Source organism: Dehalococcoidia bacterium (genome assembly GCA_035574915.1).
Classification (GTDB): Bacteria; Chloroflexota; Dehalococcoidia; order DSTF01; family WHTK01; genus DATLYJ01.
Genome location: DATLYJ010000016.1, coordinates 20,633 through 40,847 on the forward strand (window position 1 = coordinate 20,633; position 20,215 = coordinate 40,847).

Below are 20,215 nucleotides of genomic sequence, written 5' to 3' on the forward strand. Positions count from 1 at the left end.
GCTCTCAACAGTAGGAATCACGGTGGGGCTCAGTATCGCCGACTACGCGCACGGGCAGGCCTCTGTCCGGACTCCCGGGACGGGCAGTGGGGTGGCTGAGGGCAGCCTCCCCCGGGAGGGCCGGCTCCTCGGCCTCGACGCCGGCGAGCGCCGGATCGGCGTGGCAATCTCGGACCCGGAGCAGCGGCTCGCGGTGCCCCTCAAGACGGTCGAGCGTCGCGGGGCCGAATTTGCCGAACTCAGGGATATCGCCCGGGCGGAGGAGGTCGTCGGCCTGGTCGTGGGGCTGCCGCTATCGCTGAGCGGGGAGGCCCGGGCTCAGGCTGAGCTGGCGCGAGAGTTCGCGCGGCAGGCCGCGGACAGGCTAAACTTGCCCGTCGCCTTCTGGGACGAGAGGCTGTCGAGCCAGGAGGCGGACCGGATGCTGGCGGGGGGCCGCTCCCAGCGGCGGGAGCAGGGCAGGCGCTCCTCTCGCGGGCCCCAGGGCCGGCCTGGGAAAGGCGCGACGGACGTCGTCGCGGCTACCATCATCCTGCAGGCATACCTCGACAGCATTCGCGGCTCGCGATTTGACGACTAGCGCACTCAACTCCGCCTTTTTCGGCATTGGCCTGGCCGCCGTTATCGTCCTTGCCGGCTGGGTGATCAAAGACTCGCCGTCTTCGATCTCGAAGCGGGCGGCCCCGGTCCGCGTCCTCGAGAACGCGGAGACCGTGTTCATCGAGGTGAAGCCGGGTGACAATGCAGCCGACATCGGGCGGCGCCTCGAGGCGGCCGGGGTCATCCAGGACGCCTCCTCCTTCAGCCTCCTCGCCCGGGCGACAGGCGCCGAGCGCGGCCTAGCGGCCGGCGAGTACGAATTCGAGCAGGGCACGAGCGTGGTGGACGCGCTGTCGCGCATACGCAAGGGCCTCACGGCGGCGCGCGTGGTGACCATCCCCGAAGGCCTGCGCATCGAGGAGGTCGCGGGCCTCCTCGAGCGCCGCGGCATCGTCAGGGGAGGCGACTTCCTTGCCGCCCTCGGGCTGCTGCAGGCAACCCCCGCGAACGGCTCCAGCCTTCTGGCGGCGAGGCCACCCGGCGCCGGTCTCGAAGGCTACGTCTATCCCGCGACCTACAGCTTCTCGCGCCGCGCGACCGCGGGCGAGGTCGCAGCGGCAATGCTGAGAGCGCTCGAAGAGCGGTTCACTCCGGAGATGCGCGAGAAGGCGCGGCAGCTCGGCCTCACGCCGCACGAGGTGATCACGCTGGCCTCCATCATCGAGCGCGAGATTGTCGTGCCCGGGGAGCGGCCACTGGTCGCGAGCGTGTACCTGAACCGGTTGCGCATGGGGATCGCGCTCCAGGCCGACCCGACTGTCCAATACGCGGTGGGGCCGCCACCGGGCACTCTGGGGCTACTCAGCTACTGGAAGCGAGAGCTAACGGCGCAGGACCTGCAGTCGCAGTCGCCATATAATACCTACGCGAGGCCGGGACTGCCGCCGGGACCGATCGCGAACCCTGGGATCGACTCGATCCTCGCGGTCCTCAATCCTGCCCAGACGAGCTTCCTCTACTTTGTCGCCAAACCGGACGGGAGCCATGCTTTCTCGGCCACCTTCGAAGAGCACCAGCGCAACGTCCAGCTCTACCAGCGCTGACAGCTCCTGGCCGTGCGGCCAGCGAGGGCGGCAGTGAAGCTCGCCGCCCTGATCGGCTACCCGCTTGCGCACTCCGTGACTCCGGCGATGCACGCCGCCGCCTTCGGCGCGCTGGGCATCGACGCCCGTTGCGAGAAGTGGGTGACGCCTCCCGACGAGCTGCCGGCGACGGTCGCCAAGCTGAGGGCGCCGGAGATGCTGGGGGCGAACGTGACCGTGCCTCACAAGGAGGCCGTGATCCCGCTGCTCGACAGGCTTGATGAATCGGCAAGGCTGATCGGGGCCGTCAACTGCATCGCTCGCGCCGGCGACGGCGCCCTGAGCGGCCACAACACCGACAAGTACGGGTTCCTGCGGTCCCTGCGCGAGTCCGGCTTCGACCCGGCCGGGCGGCCTGTGCTGGTGCTGGGAGCCGGCGGCGCAGCGCGGGCCGTGGTCGCCGGGCTGATCGAAGCCGGCGCCGGCTCCGTGCGCATCGCCAACAGGACGCCGGAGCGTGCCCACGCCCTGGCGCGGGCATTTGGCCGCCCCGTCGAGGCAATCGAGTGGCAGGAGGAGTCGCTGGCCGCGGCCTGCGCGGCCGTGGACCTGATCGTGAACACGACTCCCATGGGCACGGCGCGTACGGCGCTGGCGGCAGAGTCGCCGCTCGACGAGCGGCACTTCCGGCCCGGGGTCTACGCATTCGACCTCGTGTACAACCCGGCGGAGACGCCCTTCCTCGCCGCGGCAAGGAGCGCGGGGGCGGTTGCGGTAGGCGGACTCGACATGCTCGTCTACCAGGGAGCGGAGTCTATCCGCCTCTGGACCGGGCGCGAGCCCCCCGTCGACCTCATGCGCGAGGCGGCGCGCGAAGCGCTGCAGGCGCCCGGCGCCGCCGTGATCGCAGGAGAAGGCTAAGGTGGAGTACGGCATCGCGATCGTTGCTGTGTTCCTCCTCCTGATCGCCTACGTGATCCTGCAGGAGACCCGGGCGCAGATGCACTGGCGGAAGCTCGTGGCGGAGGGCAACGTCGACGCCGTGCGGCAGCTCCTCGAAGACGAGGTCGAGCGCTGGCACACGGAGCGGGTGCCAAAAGGCGTGCCGGCGTTGCTCTGGCACGGCATCCAGACCGTGGAGTTGATCGACGTCAGGCCGGACGCCGCGCGCCTCAACTGCAGCGCCGAAGCGGAGTACCAGCTTGTCCAGGGCCGTCGCGTCGAGACCAGCAGCCCGCTCGCCGAGGCCAAGAAGATCACGATGAAGCTCGCCGACATGGTCCTGTACGAGGTCCCGAACGTGAAGCTCGCGCGCGTGCAGATCGACGTGTACACGTCGTTCCGCGACGAGGTCGGGCACTCTGAGCCGCGGTGTATCCTGAGCACGATCGTCGAGCGGAAGGACGTGGAGGATCTGGACTGGGAGGGGATTACGCCCGAGGAGTTCGTAGCGCGCACCCGCGGCCGCTTCGCGGTCTCCGGGAACGGCGCGGTCCACCCCGTCGAGCCGTTGCCCTGGGAGGGCGGCGCCACCGCGGCTGACACGAGCCCGGGGAAGCAAGAAGGATGAAATGGGCCACCTGCGCTTTCTGACCGCCGGCGAGTCCCACGGCAAGGGCCTCCTCGTGATCGTCGAGGGCGTGCCCGCCGGGCTCCCGCTGAACGAGGGGTACATAGCCGCCCACATGCGCCGCAGGCAGCTTGGCTACGGCCGAGGCAAGCGGCAGCAGATCGAGCAGGACGCGGCGGAGATCGTCAGCGGCGTGCGCCACGGCCTGACGATGGGCAGCCCCATTGGCCTGCGCATCGAAAACAAGGACTGGAATAACGCCAACTGGCAGAAGCGCATGGCCGTCGAGCCCATCGAGGACGAGATCGAGAAGCTGACGCAGATGCGCCCCGGCCATGCCGACCTCGCTGGCTCGGTGAAGTACGGCCTCGACGACGTCCGCCCCGTCCTGGAGCGCGCCAGCGCCCGCGAGACGGCGGCGCGAGTCGCCGCCGGGGCGGTCGCGCGCAGGCTGCTCGAGGAGATGGGGGTGCGCATCCACAGCCAGGTGCTGGCGGTCGGCGAGGTCGAAGCGTCCCCGCCTGAGCCGCCGGACTGGGAGGCGGTCGAGGCCTCGCCGGTCCACTGCGCCGACGCCGCGGCAGAGAAACTCATGATCGAGCGCATCGACCGCGCCAGGGAGGAATTCGACACGCTTGGCGGCATCTTCGAGGTGCGCGCCACGGGTGCGCCGATTGGCCTGGGGAGCCACGTGCAGTGGGACCGCAAGCTCGATGGCCGCCTCGCCCAGGCGATCATGAGCATCCAGGCGGTAAAGGGAGTCGAGATCGGCACGGGTTTCGCAAACGCGCGCAGCCCCGGCTCGCAGGTGCAGGACGTTATCCTGCCCCGCGAGCAATGGTCGGACCGCCCCTGGGTGCACGCCTCCAACCGCGCCGGCGGCCTCGAGGGTGGCATCACGAACGGCGAGGACATAGTCGTGCGCGGCGCCCTCAAGCCGATATCGACGCTGCCGCGCCCCCTGGCTACGGCAGACCTGCACACCGGCGACTCCACGCCGGCGTTCTACGAGCGCTCGGACGTCTGCGTCGTGCCCGCGGCCGGGGTAATAGGCGAGGCGATGGTGGCCCTGGTGCTGGCCGACGCCGCGCTGGAGAAATTCGGCGGCGATCACGTCGAAGAGACGCTGCGCAACTTCCGCGCCTACCAGAAGACGACGGGCCCACGCGGTCGCGATAGACCGGATTAGAGCCGCGAGGCATTGCCGGTCTACACTTCTTCCATGTCCGCCTGCAGGCGATTGACCATTACCGGCTTCATGGGCACGGGCAAGTCCACGGTGGCGCGCCTGGTGGCGAAGAGGCTTGGTTGGGACGCAGTCGACAGCGATGACCTCGTTACGCAGGCCGCTGGCAAAGGGATGGATCGCATCTTTCATGAAGAGGGCGAGGCGGCGATGCGCGGCCGCGAGTTGGAGGTCTTCCGAGCGCTTGCTTCGCGCCAGGATGTCGTGGTCTCCGCAGGGGGCGGCGCGATGCTCCTGGAGGAGACCCGCCGCCTGATAGTCGAATCCGGGCTCGTCGTTTGTCTGACCGCTTCACCGGACACAATTACGGTCCGTCTCGACGCAGAGCAGGCCAGCGCCCGCCCGATGATTGCCACTTGGGAGCGCGGCGCGCGCGTCCGGCGGCTCCTGGACCAGAGAGCGGCTGTTTACGACCTTGCTGACTTCACGATTGCCACGGATGTCCTCTCGCCGGAGGAGGTCGCGGAGGAAGTCGTCCGGTTGTTCAGGACATACGGTGAGCGAGCCTGGCGCCGGCCGGGCCGCGTTGAGGAGCTAACGCGGACTCCTTCCATCCTGCCGCCTATCGTCGACGCTCCCGGCGCCGCCGTCATCGTCCGCACGCCGTCCGCCGACTACCCCGTATACGTTGGCTGGGGTGAGCTCGAGCGGCTCGGCGAACATGTCCGGCGCGCGACCGGCTCCCGGCGCGCTTTCCTGGTGAGCGACCAGTCGGTGATGCGCCATTGGGGCGAGGTCGCGCTCGCGGGCCTGCGGGCCGCCGGCCTGGAGACGGTGGCCTCGGCGTTGCCGCCCGGGGACGGGACCAAGAGCCTCGCCTCGGCGGGCAAGTTGTACGGTTGGCTCGCCGAACATCGCGCCGAGCGCAAGGACTCGATCGTCGCCCTCGGCGGCGGCATGGTGGGCGACCTTGCCGGCTTCGTCGCCGCGACCTACATGCGCGGCGTGCCCGTGGTGCAGGTGCCCACGACGCTGCTCGGCATGGTCGACGCCTCGATTGGAGGCAAGACCGCCGTCAACCACGCCGGCATCAAGAACATCGTCGGCGCCTTCTATCAGCCGCGGGCGGTAGTGGCGGACGCCGCAACCCTCAAGACCCTGCCGCGGCGCGAGCTCGTCGAAGGCATGGGCGAGGTCATCAAGCACGCCCTCATTGCCGATGCGTCGCTCCCGGACCTCCTGGAGGCGCGCCTTGAGGACCTCCTTGCGCTCGACCAGGCGCTTACCACCGATGTCGTCTCGCGCAATATCCAGATCAAGGCGTCCATCGTGAGCAGGGACGAGCGCGAGACCGGCGGCGTGCGCGAGTTCCTCAACTACGGGCACACGCTTGGCCACGCCTTCGAGGCCGCGGGCGACTACCAGGCCCTCTTGCATGGCGAGGCTGTCGCCGCCGGCATGATGGCCGCCGCGACGATCGGTGTGCGCATGGGCGTAACTCCTTCAGGGCTCCTGGAACGCCAGAGGCGCCTGATCGAGCGCGCGGGCCTGCCCTTGCGGCCGCCGCCTGGCCTGGACGCCGGCCGCGTGCGCGAGGCACTGGCCCTGGACAAGAAGGTCGTCAGCGGGACTCAGCGCTGGGTGTTGCTGGAGGACGTGGGTCGCCCCGTAATCCGCGATGACGTGCCCACGGGGCTCGTCGAAGAGGTGCTGCGCCAGCTTAACGGCTGAGTCCGTCCCTGAAGCCTACTTCCAGTTCGCGATGATCGCGTCGGCGATGAGGCCTGCGTAGAGCCGCACGCCCGCGCCTGTAAGGTGCACGCCGTCGTTGCCGAAGAGCTCCGGGTGCCCCTCGCTCGCGGCGTACCAGTCGACCAGCACAGCGTTCCGGTAGGAGGCTACGCCGCGGGCGATCACGCTGTTGTTGGCCTCCTCCCAGGGGCGAGGGACGCGCACGTTCACGAACACTACCAGTCGCACGTCCGCAAGGACGTCCATTACCTGGGCGAATTCCTTCGCGCTGAACGAGCCGTTGCTGCCGAAGGCAATGACGACGACGTCACCCAGGCGGCCTTCGTCCCTGCGTTGCCGCAGCAACCCGATGCCGGCCCAGACCTGCCGGCCGACCTCGGCGTCGACCTCGATGTCGCCGATGACGTAGGCAAGCTGGCGGGCCGCGCCGAGGAGCACCGAGTCGCCGATCGCGGTCACGCTGAGTCCGTCGGGCATAGGGACGGCGCCAACGGCCGGGAGCGGGCGGGCCGGCGGCGCGGCGGCAGGCGCGGGTGGCGGCGGCTGCGGGGCAGGTGCAGGTCTCGCCGCTGGCAGTGGCGCCCACTCTTCGGCCAGCACCGAAGCGTCGTCGCTCTTGTAGACATAAGGAACGAGAGGCTGGGGGACGGCGTCGCTGTGACTGGCCCGCGCCGAAGAAGGGCTCGCGGCCGTGAAGGACACCGCGACGGCGACGACGCCAACGACGCCGGTCAGCGTCCCCAGGGTGCGTCTATAGCCCCACGTATCGGCCGCCGGCGAGACGAGGCCGGCCCAGAGCCGCGAGAGCGCACCGCGCCGGCACGGCATCTCTACGAGCCGGAACGAGGCCTCGGACACGGTGGCGATGAGGGCGAGCTGGGCCGGAAGGAGCCACCAGGCCCCTTCTGCCAGGGGTGCGGTGAGGAGCAACAGGGGCCAGTGCCAGAGGTAGACGCCGTAGGAACGCAGCCCCAGCCAGCGCAGGGGCGGGATGCCGAGTGGCTTCGAGATCAGGTCTGACGGCAGGGAGACGGCCAGGATTACGCCCGCCGTCCCGAGGCCTGTGACGAGGAACCCGCCCCTGTACAGAAAGGGTTCGTACTGGCCGATCAGCAGCATGGCCCCAAGGAGTGTCGCCAGTCCGGCCGCGCCGGCTACTCCTGCGAGCGCCCGCATCCCGGGTGAAGTCTGGCCCCCCGGCGGGGCGAAGCAGGCAAGCGCGGCGCCGAGCAGGAGCCCGGCCGCGCGAGTGTCGGTGCCGTAGTAGATGCGCGAGGCGTCGTACACGTCCTCGTACAGCGTCGCCATCAGGACCGCCGAGGCGCAGGCCGCGAGGAGGAGTGCCGCCGCCGCTAGGCGCGGCCTCAGCAGGCGCAGCATCAACGCGAGGACGACAGGCCAGACGATGTAGAACTGTTCCTCGACCGCGAGCGACCAGAGGTGCTGCAGCAGCGGCGGACGGCCGAAGCTCTCGAAGTAATCGACTCTCGAGAAGATCAGGTCCCAGTTTGTGACGTAGAAGAAGGCGGCGAGGGCGTCAGAGCGCAGCGCTGGCAGCTCTCCGGGAGAAGCCAGCGCCGCGCCCGCCAGTAGCGCCAGCAACAACACGAACAACGCCGGCAGGAGCCGCCTCGCCCGCCGGCCCCAGAAGTCGACCACAGCAAGGCTCCCCGTCTCGCGCCATTCCGCCAGGAGGCCGGCGGTGATGATGTAGCCGCTGATCACGAGGAAGACTTCGACGCCGAGGAAGCCGCCCGGAAGCCATGACTGTCCGGCGTGATAGAGGACAACGGCAATGACGGAGAGCGCGCGGAGGCCGTCGAGGCCGGGCAGGTAAGGCGTGCGCTTGCCTTCCTGCACGCCGCTATATCCCGGCAGCGCGCGGAGAGGTCCTCCTGCCGGCCCCGAGGGCCGGCTCCGTGCGGCCATGCAGAGCCCCGGAGGGAGTAGCTCCAGCGCGATATCTTTCGCGGGCGAGGTGAGTGGAGCTCACGTCCGAAGTATAGTCCTCGCTCTAACGCCGCGGCCATAAGGGATTACAGCACTGTGAGCGATGACAGACAGATGATAGATGGCAGTTGACCCACGGCGATTGCGGGACTAATGATGGGCATGCGGCGCCGGCTTGTAGGCGCCGCTTCCTGTCCCGGCCCCTGGCCGGCATTCGGAACGGACGATGAAGTGACGAAAGCTGTCGAGGCCTTTGCCGCTGAGTGGGCGGCCCTAACCGGAGCCTCGCGCATCGAGCTCGTCGGCCCGGAGGACGAGGCCAGGCTTACCGAAGAGGCGCTGAGCGCGGGCGAGGTCCAGCCTGTGTTCGGCCACCGCTACTACGCGCGCTCATACGTCAAAGACACGGCACGTTCGGAAGAGCGCACCTTCGTATCGACGTCGTCAGAGCGCGACCGCGGCGTCTACAACAACTGGCGCTTCGCGGCCGACCTCAAACCCAGGGTGATGTCACTGATGGAGGGCGCCTCACGGGGCAAGACCATGTACGTGATCCCGTACCTGATGTCGAACCCGGGGTCACCCCTGGCGCCGTGGGCCGCGGGCGTCGAACTGACGGACAGCCGCCTGGTGGTCCTCCACATGCTGCGCATGACGCGCGTCGGCCTGAGTTATCTCGGCGGCGGAGGCGGCTTCGTCAAGGGCGTGCACGTCACGGGTGACCTCGAACACCTCGGGCAGGGGACGCCGGACGACCGCCGTCACTTCGTGACCGTGGCAGACGAGCGCTTGATCATCCACTTCGGCTCCTCCTACGGTGGCAATGCCCTGCTCGCGAAGATCGCCCACGGCCTGCGCCAGGCCTCCTACGACGGCTGGCGCAGCGGGCGCTTTCTCGCCGAGCAGTTCATGCTGATCGGCGTCCACGACAGGCTCACCGGCGAGACGTCCTACATTGCCGGGGGTTTCCCCAGCGCTTCCGGCAAGACCAACCTGGCGATGCTGGTGCCGCCGCCACCGCTGGACCAGCGATACGAGGTCCAGTTCCTGGGTGACGACATAGCCTGGATGTATGTCGATGAGGCGGATGGCCGTCTTTACGCCATGAACCCGGAGTATGGAGTCTTCGGGGTGGCCAAAGACACTAACGAGCGCACTAATCCCAACGCGATGCGTGCCATCGGACCGGACACCGGTACCCTCTTCACCAACACCGCCTACAACCCGGCGACGCAGGACGTGTGGTGGGAGGGTAAGACGGAGGTACCGCCTCGCGGTGGCGGCTGGCTCGACTGGCGGGGACAGGCGATCCCGGAAGCGCCACTGGGCGGCCGCGACGGCGCTACCCAGGAAGAATGGTCTCACCCGAACAGCCGCTTCACCACTGCCCTGAAGAACGTACCCAACCTCAGCCCGCGCTGGCAGGACCCGAAGGGCGTGCCGTTGGACGCGATAATATTCGGCGGGCGCGTGCGCCGGCGCGAACCGCTGGTCCGCGCCATTCTCGACCTCGCCGACGGGGTCTACGACGGCCTCACGCTCGGGGCAGAGGCGACGGCGGCGGCCGAAGGCAAGGCCGGCGTCCTGCGATACGACCCCATGTCGATGCGGCCGTTCCTCAGCTATGGCGAGGGAGACTACGCCCGGCACTGGCTGGATGTGCTCGGACGCGCGCGGGAGCGGCCCATCTTCGCCCACGTCAACTGGTTTCAGCGCGACGAGTCTGGCGCTTATCTGTGGCCCGGCTACGGCGAGAACCTGCGCGCTCTCCTCTGGCTCCTTGACCTCAAGGCCGGGCGGGTAAAGGGATGTGAGACGCCGGTCGGCGTGATTCCGGCGCCGGGTGAGCTCAACCTCGAAGGGCTGGACATCCCGGCGTCCCGCCTCGAGCGCCTGCTGCGCTACGACCCCGAAGAATGGCGTCCTGAGGTCGAGAGCCGGCGCGAGCACCTCCGCCAGTTCGAGCGGCTCCCCGAAGAGATCTGGAAGGCGCACGAACGGCTCGCCGAAGCCGTCGGCGCCTAGCCCACTCGCAGCACCGCGGCGCCTTCGACGCGCCCTTCGGCCAGATCGACCAGCGCTTCGTTTGCCTCCTCCAACGCAAAGGTGCGCACGGTGGTGCGGACGCCAGCTTCTGCCGCCAGCGCCATGAACTCGGCCGCATCCGCCCGCGTGTAATTCGCCACGCTGACGATATTGCGCTCGAGCCAGAGCAGCTCGTAAGGGAAGGAAGGCATCTGGTCGAGGTGAATGGCATTGATTGCTACCGTGGCGCCCCTCGCCAATGCCTTCAGGGCGGCGACGACGACGCTCCCCGTGGGCGCAAACGTCACGGCAGCGTCCAGAGGCGCGGGCGGGAGATCGTCGTAGAGGCCGTACCAGTCCGCGCCGGCCTCGAGCGCGCGGACCCGGTCCTTCTCGCTCCGGCTACAGACGAAGACCTCACAGCCCCAGTGCTTCGCGACCTGCAGCGCCAGCAGGGCCGAGGCGCCGAAGCCGTACAGGCCGAGGCGCCCTCCCGGCTGGATGCCCGACCGCTTGAGAGACCGGTAGCCGATGATCCCGCCGCAGAGGAGCGGCGCCGCCGCGACGTCGTCGGCGAAGGACTCAGGGAGGCGCAGGGTGAAGGCGGCCCGCACCACCATGCGCTCCGCGAAGCCGCCGTCGCGGTCCCAGCCCGTGAACTCGGCCTGCTCGCACAGGTTCTCGCGCCCGCCGGTACAGAAGCCGCAGGCGCCGCAGGCCCCGGCCAGCCAGCCGATGCCCGCCCTCTCCCCGACACGCCAGCCTTCGACGCCCTCACCGACGGCTTCGACCCGCCCGACTGCCTGGTGTCCGGGCACGACCGGCAGCCGGCGCGGCGCGATGTCCCCTTCGCACAACTGCAGGTCCGTGCGGCAGACGGCACAGGCGGACAGCCTCAGCAGCAACTCGCCCGGGCCGGGGAGGGGAGCCTCGTAGTCCTCGAGTCCCAGCGGTCGGGCCGCGGCCCTCCGGGGCGACCTGAGCACCATCGCGCGCATCGCTACTAGTGTGCCCCAACGGCCTGGCAGCGTCGCGCTAGCGTCATCGGGGACGTAACCTTGGGAAGGTGGCAAAGCGTCGCTCCGTCCTCTACCGGCATTTCTCGCCGGAGAGCAACAGGCTCTACCTGCTTTTCCAGGAGCCGGGCGACCTCCCGAACCTCGAGATCGCGGGCATCAAAATGAAAAGCGCGGCGCCCACCATCAGCGCCGTACTCGAGGCGTCTCTGGAGGCGTTGCGGCCCCTGGAAGGCGTCTGCCTCGATACCTGCGGCGGGCTGGGCTACAGCGCCATCGCGATGGCCCGGGCGCCCGGCGTCATCCGCGTCGTCTGCTTCGAGGCGGACCCAGAGGTCCTCGAGGCCGCTCGACATAACCCCGAGTCACGCGACCTGTTCGAGAGCCCGAAGATCGAGCTGAGGATGGAGGACGTCTTCACAGGCATCGATTCACTTCCGGAGGCTTCGTTCGACCGGATCTTTCACGACCCGCCTCGCCTGAGCATGGCCGGGGAGCTCTACTCGCTGGACTTCTACAGGAAGCTCTTCCGCGTCCTCAAGCCCGGTGGCCGCCTGTTCCACTACACCGGCGCGCCGGGCGAGAAGCAGGGCAAGCGCATCCGCGAGGGGATAGTCCGGCGTCTCTACGAGGCGGGCTTCGACCGGGTGCGCGCCGTCCCTGCCGCGCAGGGTGTCTCCGCGGTCAGACCCGGGCCGCGGCGCGGGTGAGGACCGGGGCGTCCTGCATGACCATCCGTGCCGCCCGGCGCCCGATCTCGACGGCGAAGTTCGTGCCCCTGTCCCAGGGGTAGACCTGGCTCATGGAGGCGAAGTACACGCCCGGGATGGGCGTGCGGATTGGGGGGATGTGGCGCGAGTGGTTCAGGGGCGGCACCGGCTGCGCGTACGGCGTCCTCCACAGCCAGGTCTCCCGCACCCAGGAAGGCTCGAAGGCCGGGTTGAAGCGGCGCAGCGCCGGGATGAAGCGCTCCAGGAGTTGCTCCTTGGTCAGGCTGAAGTATTCGTGTTCCGGCGGCAGGTAATCGCCGCAGTAGACCAGGTGGTCGCCGCCGTAGTGGGCCGGGTCCATGTAGTTCGTATGCTCTACCAACGCCAGGAACGGGAAGCCGGCTTCCTTGGGGATGTTGTGCCAGTAGTAGGGGGTCAGTTGCCGGTCCAGCGCTAGCACGAGCACGACAGCGCCCATGGACTTCATCTCCAGCAACTTGCCGGCGTACTCGGGCGGCAGCTCCGGCGTCATGCGCGCCATCAGCGCCGGCGACGAGGTCGAGAGCACGGCCGCGAACTCATCGACTCCGCCCGCGCTTTCGACCACGACCGAATCGGCGCGGCGTTCGATCTTGCTTACCGGGGAGTTCAGGCGGATGTCGGCGCCCTGTCCTGCGACAACGCCCGCGAACCTGTCCAGGAAGCTCTGGAACCCGCCCTTGAACGTCCCGAGCCGGGTGGTGCGCACGTGCAGGCGCGCCCACATCCACGCCATGTTTACCGTCCCCAGGTTCTCCTCGCCGAACTTGCCGACCAACAGGGGCTTCCACAGCGCCTGATAGACCCGCTCGCCGAACCAGCGGCGCATCCAGGCGTCCGCCGTGACGCGCTCCAGCGGCTGCCAGCGGGGCGTGAAGCGCAGATACGCCGCCACGGCGGCAAACCGGGCCGTCTCCAGGGGCCCGAAGTGTCTGAGCAGGAACTTCAGGATGGAGGCGGGCGAGTCAAAGGGCTCCCATTTGCCCTCGTAGTAGACGACCGTGTACGGCCGTGGAAAGAGCACATCGTCCCGCCAGCCGAGCTCGTCGATCAGGCCGAGAATCGCCTTATCGGAGGCGAACCAGTGGTGGTAGAACTTCTCCAGCGTCCACTCCCAGTGGTCCGCCTTGAAGCCAGAGGCCAGCCCGCCGACGCTCCCGCTCGCCTCAAAGACCGTAACGCTGTGCCCGGCCCTGGTCAGGTCGTAGGCGGCGGCCAGGCCCGACGCGCCTGCGCCAATGATCCCGACTCTCACTCGCCCGCTCGCGGCGCCGATGGGCGCGGACCGGCGACCACCTTCGGCGCGCTAAGGTCATGTCCCTCGCCGGCCGGCGGCCGCCCGTTGTCGTTGCCGATGCCCATGATCTGGCTGAGCGAGAACTGCATCTGCCAGAGCAGGACGAAGCCCACCACGGTGACCGGCCCCAGGAGCAAGGCGTGCAGCCCGATGGCATAGGCCGCTGCCGCTTCCGCGTCCGACATGAAGGCGAGCAGGATCGTCTTCGTGGTCGCTTCGAAGGGCCCCACGCCGCCGGGCGAGGCGAGGATCGATAGGGCCAGGTTCGCGCCCGCCGCTATCAGGTAGTACACGTGCAGGCCCACATCGAGATCGAAAGCCACCCCGACGACGACGTACATCGAGGTCTCGACGGACCAGGAGGCGAAGGTCAGGACGGCAGCGCTAACCATCACGGCCGGGTTGCGCAGCGACTGCACGCCCGTCAGGAAGTTATCGAGGAGCCCTTCGACCTTCTCTTCCAGCCCGTGCGGCAGCAGGTTCAGCACCCGCAGGGCGAGAGCCCGCGCCCGGTTCGGCGAAAAGGCCAGCGTCACGAGGACAGAGGAGGCGCCGATGAAGACGAGCGCGGTCCCCACGCCCACGGTCTTCACGCCGGCGCTTGTGCCCGAGAAAATCGTGACTGCCGCCAGGATAGCCACGAGCACAAGGCCGTCGAATGTGCGGTCCACGGCGATTGTGCCGAGGGCGGCCGACTTGCTCACCTTCTCGCGCTCGCCGATGAGGTAGGCGCGCACCAGTTCCCCGACCCGCGCCGGCATGACGTTGTTGGCCGTCAGCCCGACCAGCACCACCGGGTAAAGCCGGCGGGTGCTGACGCGCCGGACGGGGTCCAGGAGTATCCGCCAGCGAATGGCGCGGATCCAAAAGCCGACGAAGTAGAGCGGCACAGCGGCGAGTGCCAGCACGTAATCCGCCTGCCGCAAGTTCTGGACTATCTCGCCCAGGTCTATCCGGTAGAGGAAGTACGCGAGGAAGGCCAGGCTGATTATCAGCCCGAACCAGAAGCGCTTACGCTTGAGCAACGGCCCGGGACCCGTGTGAAATGATTGCTCTCACAAAAGATATTCGGCCTGACGCAGATCGAGTATAGGAACGGCGCGAAAGGCGGGTCAACGCGCATCGCCTCGCCCTGTCCGGGCATCACGATGTTGACACTCCCGCGCTTGAAGATCATGATTGGCCCACCACGCCGCCAAATCTGCAAGGAGGCGCCGTTAGATGGCCGTCCGCGGATACGTCCTCATCGAAGCCGAAGTTGGCAGGTCGAAGAGCGTCGCCGAGGCGCTCGCTGCCCTCAAGCACCCAGACGCCAACGTAACAGGTGTCGATACTGTCACCGGCCCCTATGACGTTATCGTGCAGATGGAGGCCGAGGACCTCGACAAGCTGGGTAACTGCATCACCGAGGGCATCCAGCACATCGACGGCGTGCAGCGCACAACCACCTGCCTGGCGGTGCGGCTGAGCTAGCCGCCCTCACTGCCCCTCGGATACAAGGCGCGCACCGGAGCGTGGGCACGCTCATGCTGACGCGCGCTGCGCCGCATCTGCCGGGCTAGACCAGCGCTGCCGGCGCCTCCGCGCCTCCGGCCCGGGCGCGGACGGCCGGACGCCGGATCGTCAGGACCAGGCCGGCGCCGATGGTCCACAGCGCCGCCAGGGCCAGGAAGGCCCCGTAGTAGTTCCCGACCTCGTCGAAGTACCAGGAGACCACCTGCGGCCCGCCGGCCCCGAGGAAGAGGGAGAAGGGCAGGGCCACGCTGCGCACCTGTCCCAGGTAGCGCCGCCCGAAATAGGTCGCCCAGATGGTCTCCTGGATCGGTATCTGGCCGCCGATGCCTGTCCCGACGAGAAGGAAGCCCAACACCAGGATGGGCAAGGACTGTTCCGCGGCCCCGAAGCAGATCAACACCATTGCCGCGGCGGCGATGAGAAAGCTCAGCGCCGCGGCCGTCTTCTCGGACGCGAGGTCCATGAAGGCGCCCCACAAGGGCTTCGTGAATGCCGCGGGCATCGCCAGCAGCGTGACCATGAGCGAAGCCGTGCCGCGACTGAAGCCTGAGTCGGTCATGAACGGGATGGTCTGGAGGAGCATGGTCCCGAGGCCAATGCCGGAGAAGCCGAAAGCGAGCACGATCTGGTAGAAGGCCCTTGTCCGGAGCGCCTGGGCTCGCGTCAGGGAGTTGTCGAAGTCGGCGCGCAGGCGGTCTCCCCGCGACGATGCCATCTCTTCGTCCGTCTTGTTGTCGGGGTTCAGGCCGTAGGCCTCGGGCGCGTTACGCATGAGCATGGCGGCCGGGTAGATGAGCGCCCAGGTCATGACGCCCAGGATGCGCCACCCGTCCCGCCAGCCGTAGTCGTCCACCAGGGAGGTCATCAATGGCGGCAGGATCACGCCGGCGAGCGAGACCCCCATCGACGAGATGCCGATGACGCGGCCTCGCTTTTCGACCCACCACTTCGACAGGGTGACGTTCACTACCAGGTTCCCGATAAGCGCCGCGCCGATGGTCGTGGCCACGCCGCGCAGCAGGACCCACTGCCAGAGCTCGGTTACTTCTGCCGTGAGCATGAGGGTGGCCCCGAGGACCGTTGCGCCCAGGAGCATCACGCGGCGAGCGTGGCCGCGGTCAACCTGGGCGCCGATGAAGAAGCCGGCGAACGCTGAGACGAACCGGCCGACCGTCTGTCCGGCCGTGAAGTCGCCGCGGCTCCAGTCCAGCGCCTCTGTCATTGGGCCGAGAAACACGCCGGCGACATAGGCCTGGGTGCCGGCCGAGACGAACTGAGCCACCAGCGCGACGCCTATCAGGTAGTAGCCGTAGTAGATGCGGGGCTTCGCCTTAGTTGTCGCCAGCGAAGGCGCCTGTTCGACGGAGGCCGGTGTTATTGCCATGAAGCAAGGACGCGGTTAGGCCGCTGGCCGCACTATAGACGTCCAGGCCGCCGGTTGGAATCCATACTTCTTCGGCGCCTGCGCCGCCATCGCTCCGGCAGGCTTACGCCCTTGCCTTTGCCTGACCCCTGCTAAGATCGGTCTGCAATGATGGACCCTCGCGACATGATGAGCATCGAGGAAGCGCGAGAGCGGATCCTCGCCGTGATCTCACGCCTGGAGCCGGAGGAAAAGCCGATATCGGACGCGCTCGGCCAGGTGTTGGCAGAGGACGTCGTCTCCCCGCTCACTATCCCGCCGCTCGACAACACAGCGATGGATGGCTACGCGGTCATCGCCGCCGACACGGCCGGGGCGTCGCCGGACGCGCCCGTACGCCTTCGCATCGTCGGGGAGGTGGCTGCAGGCTACATCTTCCCAGGGCGCCTGGAGCGCGGACAGGCCGTCAGGATCATGACCGGGGCGCCAATTCCCGAAGGGGCGGACGCCATCGTCCCCTTCGAAGAAACGGATGAGCCGCCGGGGAGGAACTTTGGCGCCTTCGCGAAGTCGGCCGAGTCGGTCGGCGTGTTCAAGGCCGCGCTGCCGGGCGCGAACATCCGCCGTGCCGGCGAAGACATCCGTGCCGGCGAGACGGTGCTCCGCGCGGGCACGGAGCTGCGCGCCGCCCAGATCGGCGTGCTCGCTTCCGTGGGCATGTCGCGGGTCAGGGTTTACCGGCGCCCCGTCGTCGCCATCCTCTCGACGGGCGACGAGGTGCTCGAGCCGGGCATGCCGCACGAGCCCGGCAAGATCTATGACGCCAACTCCTACAGCATCGCCGCCCTGGTCGCTGAGGCCGGCGGCATCGCCAGGCGCCTCGGGATCGCGCGCGACACGGTCGAGGACCTTACGGCCAAGGTCCGCGCTGGCCTCGACGCCGACTTGCTCATTACGTCGGCCGGCGTCTCGCGCGGCGACTACGACGTCGTGAAGGACGTGCTCATGCGGGAGGGCGAGATTGGCTTCTGGACGGTGCGCATGCGCCCCGGCAAGCCGCTCGCCTTCGGCACCTTCCGCTCCGGCGGGCGCTCGGTGCCTCACCTGGGCCTTCCCGGCAATCCCGTGAGCTCGATGGTGACCTTCGAGTTGTTTGGCCGCCCCGCCGTCTACAAGATGATGGGCCGCTCCGGCTGGGAGCGCCCCGTGCTGCGCGTGACGCTCGAGGAGCGGGTGGTGAATACGGACCCGCGGCGTTTCCTGGCTCGAGCCATCGTCCGCGAGCGTGACGGGCGCTACGTCGCTACCCTGACGGGCCCGCAGGGCAGCGGCATCCTCACCTCGATGGCGCTCGCGAATGCGCTCGTGGTCTGTCCCGAAGACCGCACTTCGCTGGAGCCGGGCGACGAGGCCGATGCCATGATGCTCGGGCCGGCGCTGCGCGACTAAGCCCTGACCGCGAACCCGCGAAGTCTGCCTTCGGCCCGCGACCAGGCCGCGTCCACGCTGTCTACCGCGGCATGGCGCGGCCCGCGATGGACGTCTGCGAGGAGCCTGTCGAGCTTCGCGGGCTCACCCTCGGCGAGGACTTCCACGGAACCGTCCGGGAGGTTGCGCACCCAGCCCGATAGCCCGAGCGCGTTCGCCTGCCGCTCGACGAAGAACCTGAAGCCGACGCCTTGCACGCGCCCCTTGATGGCGGCGTGGAGCCGGGTGGCGCCGTCCGGCGAGGCGCGCGCCAGCGCGAATGTCGTGAGCCAGGGCGTATTGGGCCGCTGCGCCTGCGCGTCGAAGGTGTGCTGCTCCTGCGGCTCGAAGCCGGCCACCCGCAGGTGTCCGAGCCACTCCGCCGGGTCGTAGTGGGCGAAGTAGCGGTCCCCGCGCACGGCGCCGCCGCCTCCGCGCTCCTCCTGCGTCATGATCCCGTCCCAGTCGCCCATCTTCATGAAGGTGCAGATTAAGCCGCCGTCTCTGAGGACTCGCCTCGCCTCGCGCAGGGCGGCATCGACCTGGGCCTTCGGCAGGTGAAGGAGGCTGGCGCTGGCCCAGACGCCGTCGAACAGGTGGCCTCGAAAAGGCAGATGGCGGCAGTCGCCTTCGACCAGGGCCCGGACTTTGCCCCGCCCGCGCGCGACCAGGAGCATGGAGCGCGTGAGGTCGAGGCCAGTGACTTCGAGGCCCAGGTCCGTGAGGGAACCCGCATCGATGCCAGGCCCGCAGCCCAGGTCGAGCACGCGCGCCCCGGGCTCGAGGAGGTCGCGGAAGCGCTGGTAGCGCCAGGGCAGGAAGCCGCCGTCGCGCCTGCGCTCCGCCCAGGCGGAGGCGTCCGCCTCGTACGCCGCCTTCGTCACCAGCACGGCATGGTCGTCAGACGTCACAGAACCGGCCCTCCTGTTCGACTCCCGGCCGCCGGCCTTAGAATACGCCAGCCCCGCCCGCATCTCAGGAGGACTCCATGGCCATCACGCTCGACTGGCTCGGCTGCGCGACCTTCCGCCTCACGATCAACGACGTCGTCGTCTTCCTCGATGCTTTCATGGACTTGCCGCCGGGAGCGCCGGATACAGGGATGAACACGTCGAAGGTCGACAAGGCGGACTTCATCGTCGTCGGCCACTCCCACTTCGACCATCTCTGGGGCGCCGAGCGCATCGCCCGCAACACGGGGGCCACCGTGATCGGCTCACACGAGAGCATCCGCCTGATGCGGGACGAAGAGGTGCCAGAGGAGCAGTGCATAGCCGTGGCCGGCGGCGAGCGGATCAAGCTCTCGGATGAGGTCTCGGTGCGCGTGTTCCCGAGTCAGCACTCCTGCATCTGGGCGCGCATGTCGGCCCCAGACGAGCCCTGCCTCGGCGACATGGGACTCACCCTCCAGGAGCGTCAGGCGAACCTGGCGCAGCGCTTCGCCCGCCGCGACCAACCGGCGGACGAGGCGCAGCGCGCCTATCGCGCCCAGAACCGCCAGCGGCCGCGCGGCGAGGGCGGCGCCTTGGCCTACCTCTTCGAGACGCCTGAAGGCTCGATCCTGTACAAGGACACTTCCGGCCACTGGACCGGCATCATGCGAGACCTCCGTCCCGACGTCGCCCTGCTCGCTGCCGCCGGCCGCGGCAACATCGACGGCGAGCCGATACAGGGTTCCCTGGCGCAGTTTGTCGCCCGGGAGGTCGACCTCCTCCGCCCGCGCCGGGTCATCATCAGCCACCACGACGACTGGAACGCCACCGGCGTCGACCCGGAGCGCACCTTCCTGCCCGTGCAGGAGGAGCTGAAGCGCCAGCACCCCCGCGTTGAGCTTGTGAAGCAGACGTACCAGGAACACTACCCCCTGCTCGCGGGCATCCGCTGACGCATGGAGGCCTTGATGGCCTGCGCAAGCATCCTGCGAGACGAGGGGGCGATCGCAGGCATCACCCTGATCCGGCCCGAGCGGGTTGAACATCGTCGGTGGCACGATGCTGCCTGACCTGGTCGCCGGCATGCACGAGGCCAGCGCGAAAGCGGCGCGCGCTGCCGCGGCTGAAGACGCCGCCCGACATCGCGAGAGGCCTTCCGGGGCTTTCTGCCCCTTGGCCACGAAGGCCCTGTATGCTCTGGCCACCGGCAGTGCGCCACGTGTTAGAATCGCCGCCGATCCCCCGCCGCTTTTCCGCCGTCCTCCATTCCTAGCCGAACCTTCAGGAGGTGTGCATGGCCACGCAGAAGCGCGACGCGGCGATCGTCGGCATCCACGAGTATCCGTCCCGAGCCGTCGGTCCCGGTGTCACGGAGATGCAGATACGGGTCGACAGCATCAGGGCAGCGCTGGAGGACGCCGGCCTCGGTTGGCAGGACATCGACGGCCTCTTCGACTACGGCGGTGGCGGCCTCAGCATGGCCGAGTACCTCGGCATAAGGCCCACGATCATCGACACGACCAGCGTGGGCGGGTCGAGCTTCGAGTTTCAGGCGGCCCACGCCCTCTACGCTATCCGCTCCGGCAAGTGCAACGTCGCGGTGCTCTCCTACGGCTCAACTGCCCACACACAGTCGCGCAACATCGGCACGGGCGGCTTTGCCGGCGGCGGCATGCCGACGCTGACCGGCAACATGGAGAACCCCTGGGGTAGCGTTCTCATCTCCAACTACGCGCTCGTCGCCCACCGGCACATGTACCAGTACGGCACG

18 protein-coding genes are annotated in these 20,215 nt (G+C 68.6%); 12 read left to right on the forward strand and 6 right to left on the reverse strand.

Annotated elements, in window-relative coordinates; all coding sequences use genetic code 11:
• The first annotated feature begins 22 nt into the window (after positions 1 to 22).
• Genes ruvX through aroB form a run of 6 tightly spaced genes read left to right on the forward strand, consistent with a single transcriptional unit; the run spans position 23 to position 6,109 of the window.
• Positions 23 to 580, forward strand: coding sequence for a Holliday junction resolvase RuvX (ruvX, locus tag VNN10_01380; GenBank protein HXH20650.1), 558 nt, complete (start codon positions 23 to 25; stop codon positions 578 to 580).
• Positions 570 to 1,643 (forward strand): endolytic transglycosylase MltG, encoded by a 1,074-nt coding sequence (gene mltG / locus VNN10_01385; protein ID HXH20651.1) that lies wholly within the window; start codon positions 570 to 572, stop codon positions 1,641 to 1,643. Before ruvX ends, mltG begins: the two co-directional genes overlap by 11 nt.
• A 33-nt stretch (positions 1,644 to 1,676) precedes the next feature.
• Entirely contained in the window at positions 1,677 to 2,543 is an 867-nt protein-coding gene (aroE, locus tag VNN10_01390) for a shikimate dehydrogenase (protein HXH20652.1), read from the forward strand.
• A gap of 1 nt (position 2,544) precedes the next feature.
• Positions 2,545 to 3,192: a hypothetical protein gene (locus tag VNN10_01395; GenBank protein HXH20653.1), complete on the forward strand. Its 648-nt coding sequence runs from the start codon at positions 2,545 to 2,547 to the stop codon at positions 3,190 to 3,192.
• Position 3,193: 1 nt separating this feature from the next.
• Positions 3,194 to 4,381: a chorismate synthase gene (gene aroC, locus VNN10_01400; GenBank protein ID HXH20654.1), complete on the forward strand. Its 1,188-nt coding sequence runs from the start codon at positions 3,194 to 3,196 to the stop codon at positions 4,379 to 4,381.
• A gap of 33 nt (positions 4,382 to 4,414) precedes the next feature.
• On the forward strand, positions 4,415 to 6,109 hold the full coding sequence (gene aroB, locus VNN10_01405) for a 3-dehydroquinate synthase (protein ID HXH20655.1): 1,695 nt from the start codon (positions 4,415 to 4,417) through the stop codon (positions 6,107 to 6,109).
• A 15-nt stretch (positions 6,110 to 6,124) separates the two neighbouring features.
• Here aroB and VNN10_01410 read toward each other — a convergent pair whose 3' ends face one another.
• Positions 6,125 to 7,990, reverse strand: coding sequence for an acyltransferase family protein (locus tag VNN10_01410; GenBank protein ID HXH20656.1), 1,866 nt, complete (start codon positions 7,988 to 7,990; stop codon positions 6,125 to 6,127).
• 321 nt (positions 7,991 to 8,311) lie between these two features.
• Here VNN10_01410 and VNN10_01415 point away from each other — a divergent pair, with 321 nt between their 5' ends.
• Positions 8,312 to 10,105 (forward strand): phosphoenolpyruvate carboxykinase (GTP), encoded by a 1,794-nt coding sequence (locus VNN10_01415; protein ID HXH20657.1) that lies wholly within the window; start codon positions 8,312 to 8,314, stop codon positions 10,103 to 10,105.
• Here VNN10_01415 and VNN10_01420 read toward each other — a convergent pair.
• On the reverse strand, positions 10,102 to 11,103 hold the full coding sequence (locus VNN10_01420; protein ID HXH20658.1) for a zinc-dependent alcohol dehydrogenase family protein: 1,002 nt from the start codon (positions 11,101 to 11,103) through the stop codon (positions 10,102 to 10,104). The genes VNN10_01415 and VNN10_01420 overlap by 4 nt on opposite strands.
• 68 nt (positions 11,104 to 11,171) lie before the next feature.
• Between VNN10_01420 and VNN10_01425 the strand changes: the two genes are divergently transcribed.
• Complete coding sequence (locus tag VNN10_01425) at positions 11,172 to 11,831, forward strand: methyltransferase domain-containing protein (GenBank protein HXH20659.1); 660 nt, start codon at positions 11,172 to 11,174, stop codon at positions 11,829 to 11,831.
• Here VNN10_01425 and VNN10_01430 read toward each other — a convergent pair.
• Together VNN10_01430 and VNN10_01435 are read right to left on the reverse strand one after the other, a co-directional pair.
• On the reverse strand, positions 11,806 to 13,125 hold the full coding sequence (locus VNN10_01430) for an NAD(P)/FAD-dependent oxidoreductase (protein ID HXH20660.1): 1,320 nt from the start codon (positions 13,123 to 13,125) through the stop codon (positions 11,806 to 11,808). The two genes, VNN10_01425 and VNN10_01430, sit on opposite strands and share 26 nt — an antisense overlap.
• Complete coding sequence (locus VNN10_01435; protein ID HXH20661.1) at positions 13,122 to 14,192, reverse strand: lysylphosphatidylglycerol synthase transmembrane domain-containing protein; 1,071 nt, start codon at positions 14,190 to 14,192, stop codon at positions 13,122 to 13,124. Before VNN10_01435 ends, VNN10_01430 begins: the two co-directional genes overlap by 4 nt.
• A 196-nt stretch (positions 14,193 to 14,388) precedes the next feature.
• Here VNN10_01435 and VNN10_01440 point away from each other — a divergent pair, with 196 nt between their 5' ends.
• Positions 14,389 to 14,640 (forward strand): Lrp/AsnC ligand binding domain-containing protein, encoded by a 252-nt coding sequence (locus VNN10_01440; GenBank protein HXH20662.1) that lies wholly within the window; start codon positions 14,389 to 14,391, stop codon positions 14,638 to 14,640.
• An 85-nt stretch (positions 14,641 to 14,725) separates the two neighbouring features.
• On the opposite strand, the gene VNN10_01445 is transcribed toward VNN10_01440, so the two are convergent.
• Complete coding sequence (locus VNN10_01445) at positions 14,726 to 16,066, reverse strand: MFS transporter (protein ID HXH20663.1); 1,341 nt, start codon at positions 16,064 to 16,066, stop codon at positions 14,726 to 14,728.
• Positions 16,067 to 16,213: 147 nt separating this feature from the next.
• On the opposite strand from VNN10_01445, the gene glp reads away from it, so the two are divergent.
• Positions 16,214 to 17,494, forward strand: a complete 1,281-nt coding sequence (glp, locus tag VNN10_01450) for a gephyrin-like molybdotransferase Glp (GenBank protein HXH20664.1) — start codon at positions 16,214 to 16,216, stop codon at positions 17,492 to 17,494.
• Here glp and VNN10_01455 read toward each other — a convergent pair.
• The gene (locus VNN10_01455; GenBank protein ID HXH20665.1) at positions 17,491 to 18,423 is read right to left on the reverse strand and encodes an acylphosphatase; all 933 of its coding nucleotides are present in this window, start codon (positions 18,421 to 18,423) and stop codon (positions 17,491 to 17,493) included. The two genes, glp and VNN10_01455, sit on opposite strands and share 4 nt — an antisense overlap.
• 77 nt (positions 18,424 to 18,500) lie before the next feature.
• On the opposite strand from VNN10_01455, the gene VNN10_01460 reads away from it, so the two are divergent.
• Complete coding sequence (locus VNN10_01460; GenBank protein HXH20666.1) at positions 18,501 to 19,397, forward strand: MBL fold metallo-hydrolase; 897 nt, start codon at positions 18,501 to 18,503, stop codon at positions 19,395 to 19,397.
• A gap of 341 nt (positions 19,398 to 19,738) precedes the next feature.
• Positions 19,739 to 20,215: hypothetical protein (locus tag VNN10_01465; protein HXH20667.1), on the forward strand; the 477-nt coding region annotated here is incomplete at its 3' end.

Bases quoted from the DNA above. Each gene is read 5' to 3' on its own strand.
- aroC (HXH20654.1), top strand. From the start codon at position 3,194: ATGGGCCACCTGCGCTTTCTGACCGCCGGCGAGTCCCACGGCAAGGGC.
- aroB (HXH20655.1), top strand. From the start codon at position 4,415: ATGTCCGCCTGCAGGCGATTGACCATTACCGGCTTCATGGGCACGGGC.
- VNN10_01420 (HXH20658.1), bottom strand. From the start codon at position 11,103: ATGCGCGCGATGGTGCTCAGGTCGCCCCGGAGGGCCGCGGCCCGACCG.
- VNN10_01440 (HXH20662.1), top strand. From the start codon at position 14,389: ATGGCCGTCCGCGGATACGTCCTCATCGAAGCCGAAGTTGGCAGGTCG.
- VNN10_01445 (HXH20663.1), bottom strand. From the start codon at position 16,066: ATGGCAATAACACCGGCCTCCGTCGAACAGGCGCCTTCGCTGGCGACA.
- glp (HXH20664.1), top strand. From the start codon at position 16,214: ATGATGGACCCTCGCGACATGATGAGCATCGAGGAAGCGCGAGAGCGG.
- VNN10_01460 (HXH20666.1), top strand. From the start codon at position 18,501: ATGGCCATCACGCTCGACTGGCTCGGCTGCGCGACCTTCCGCCTCACG.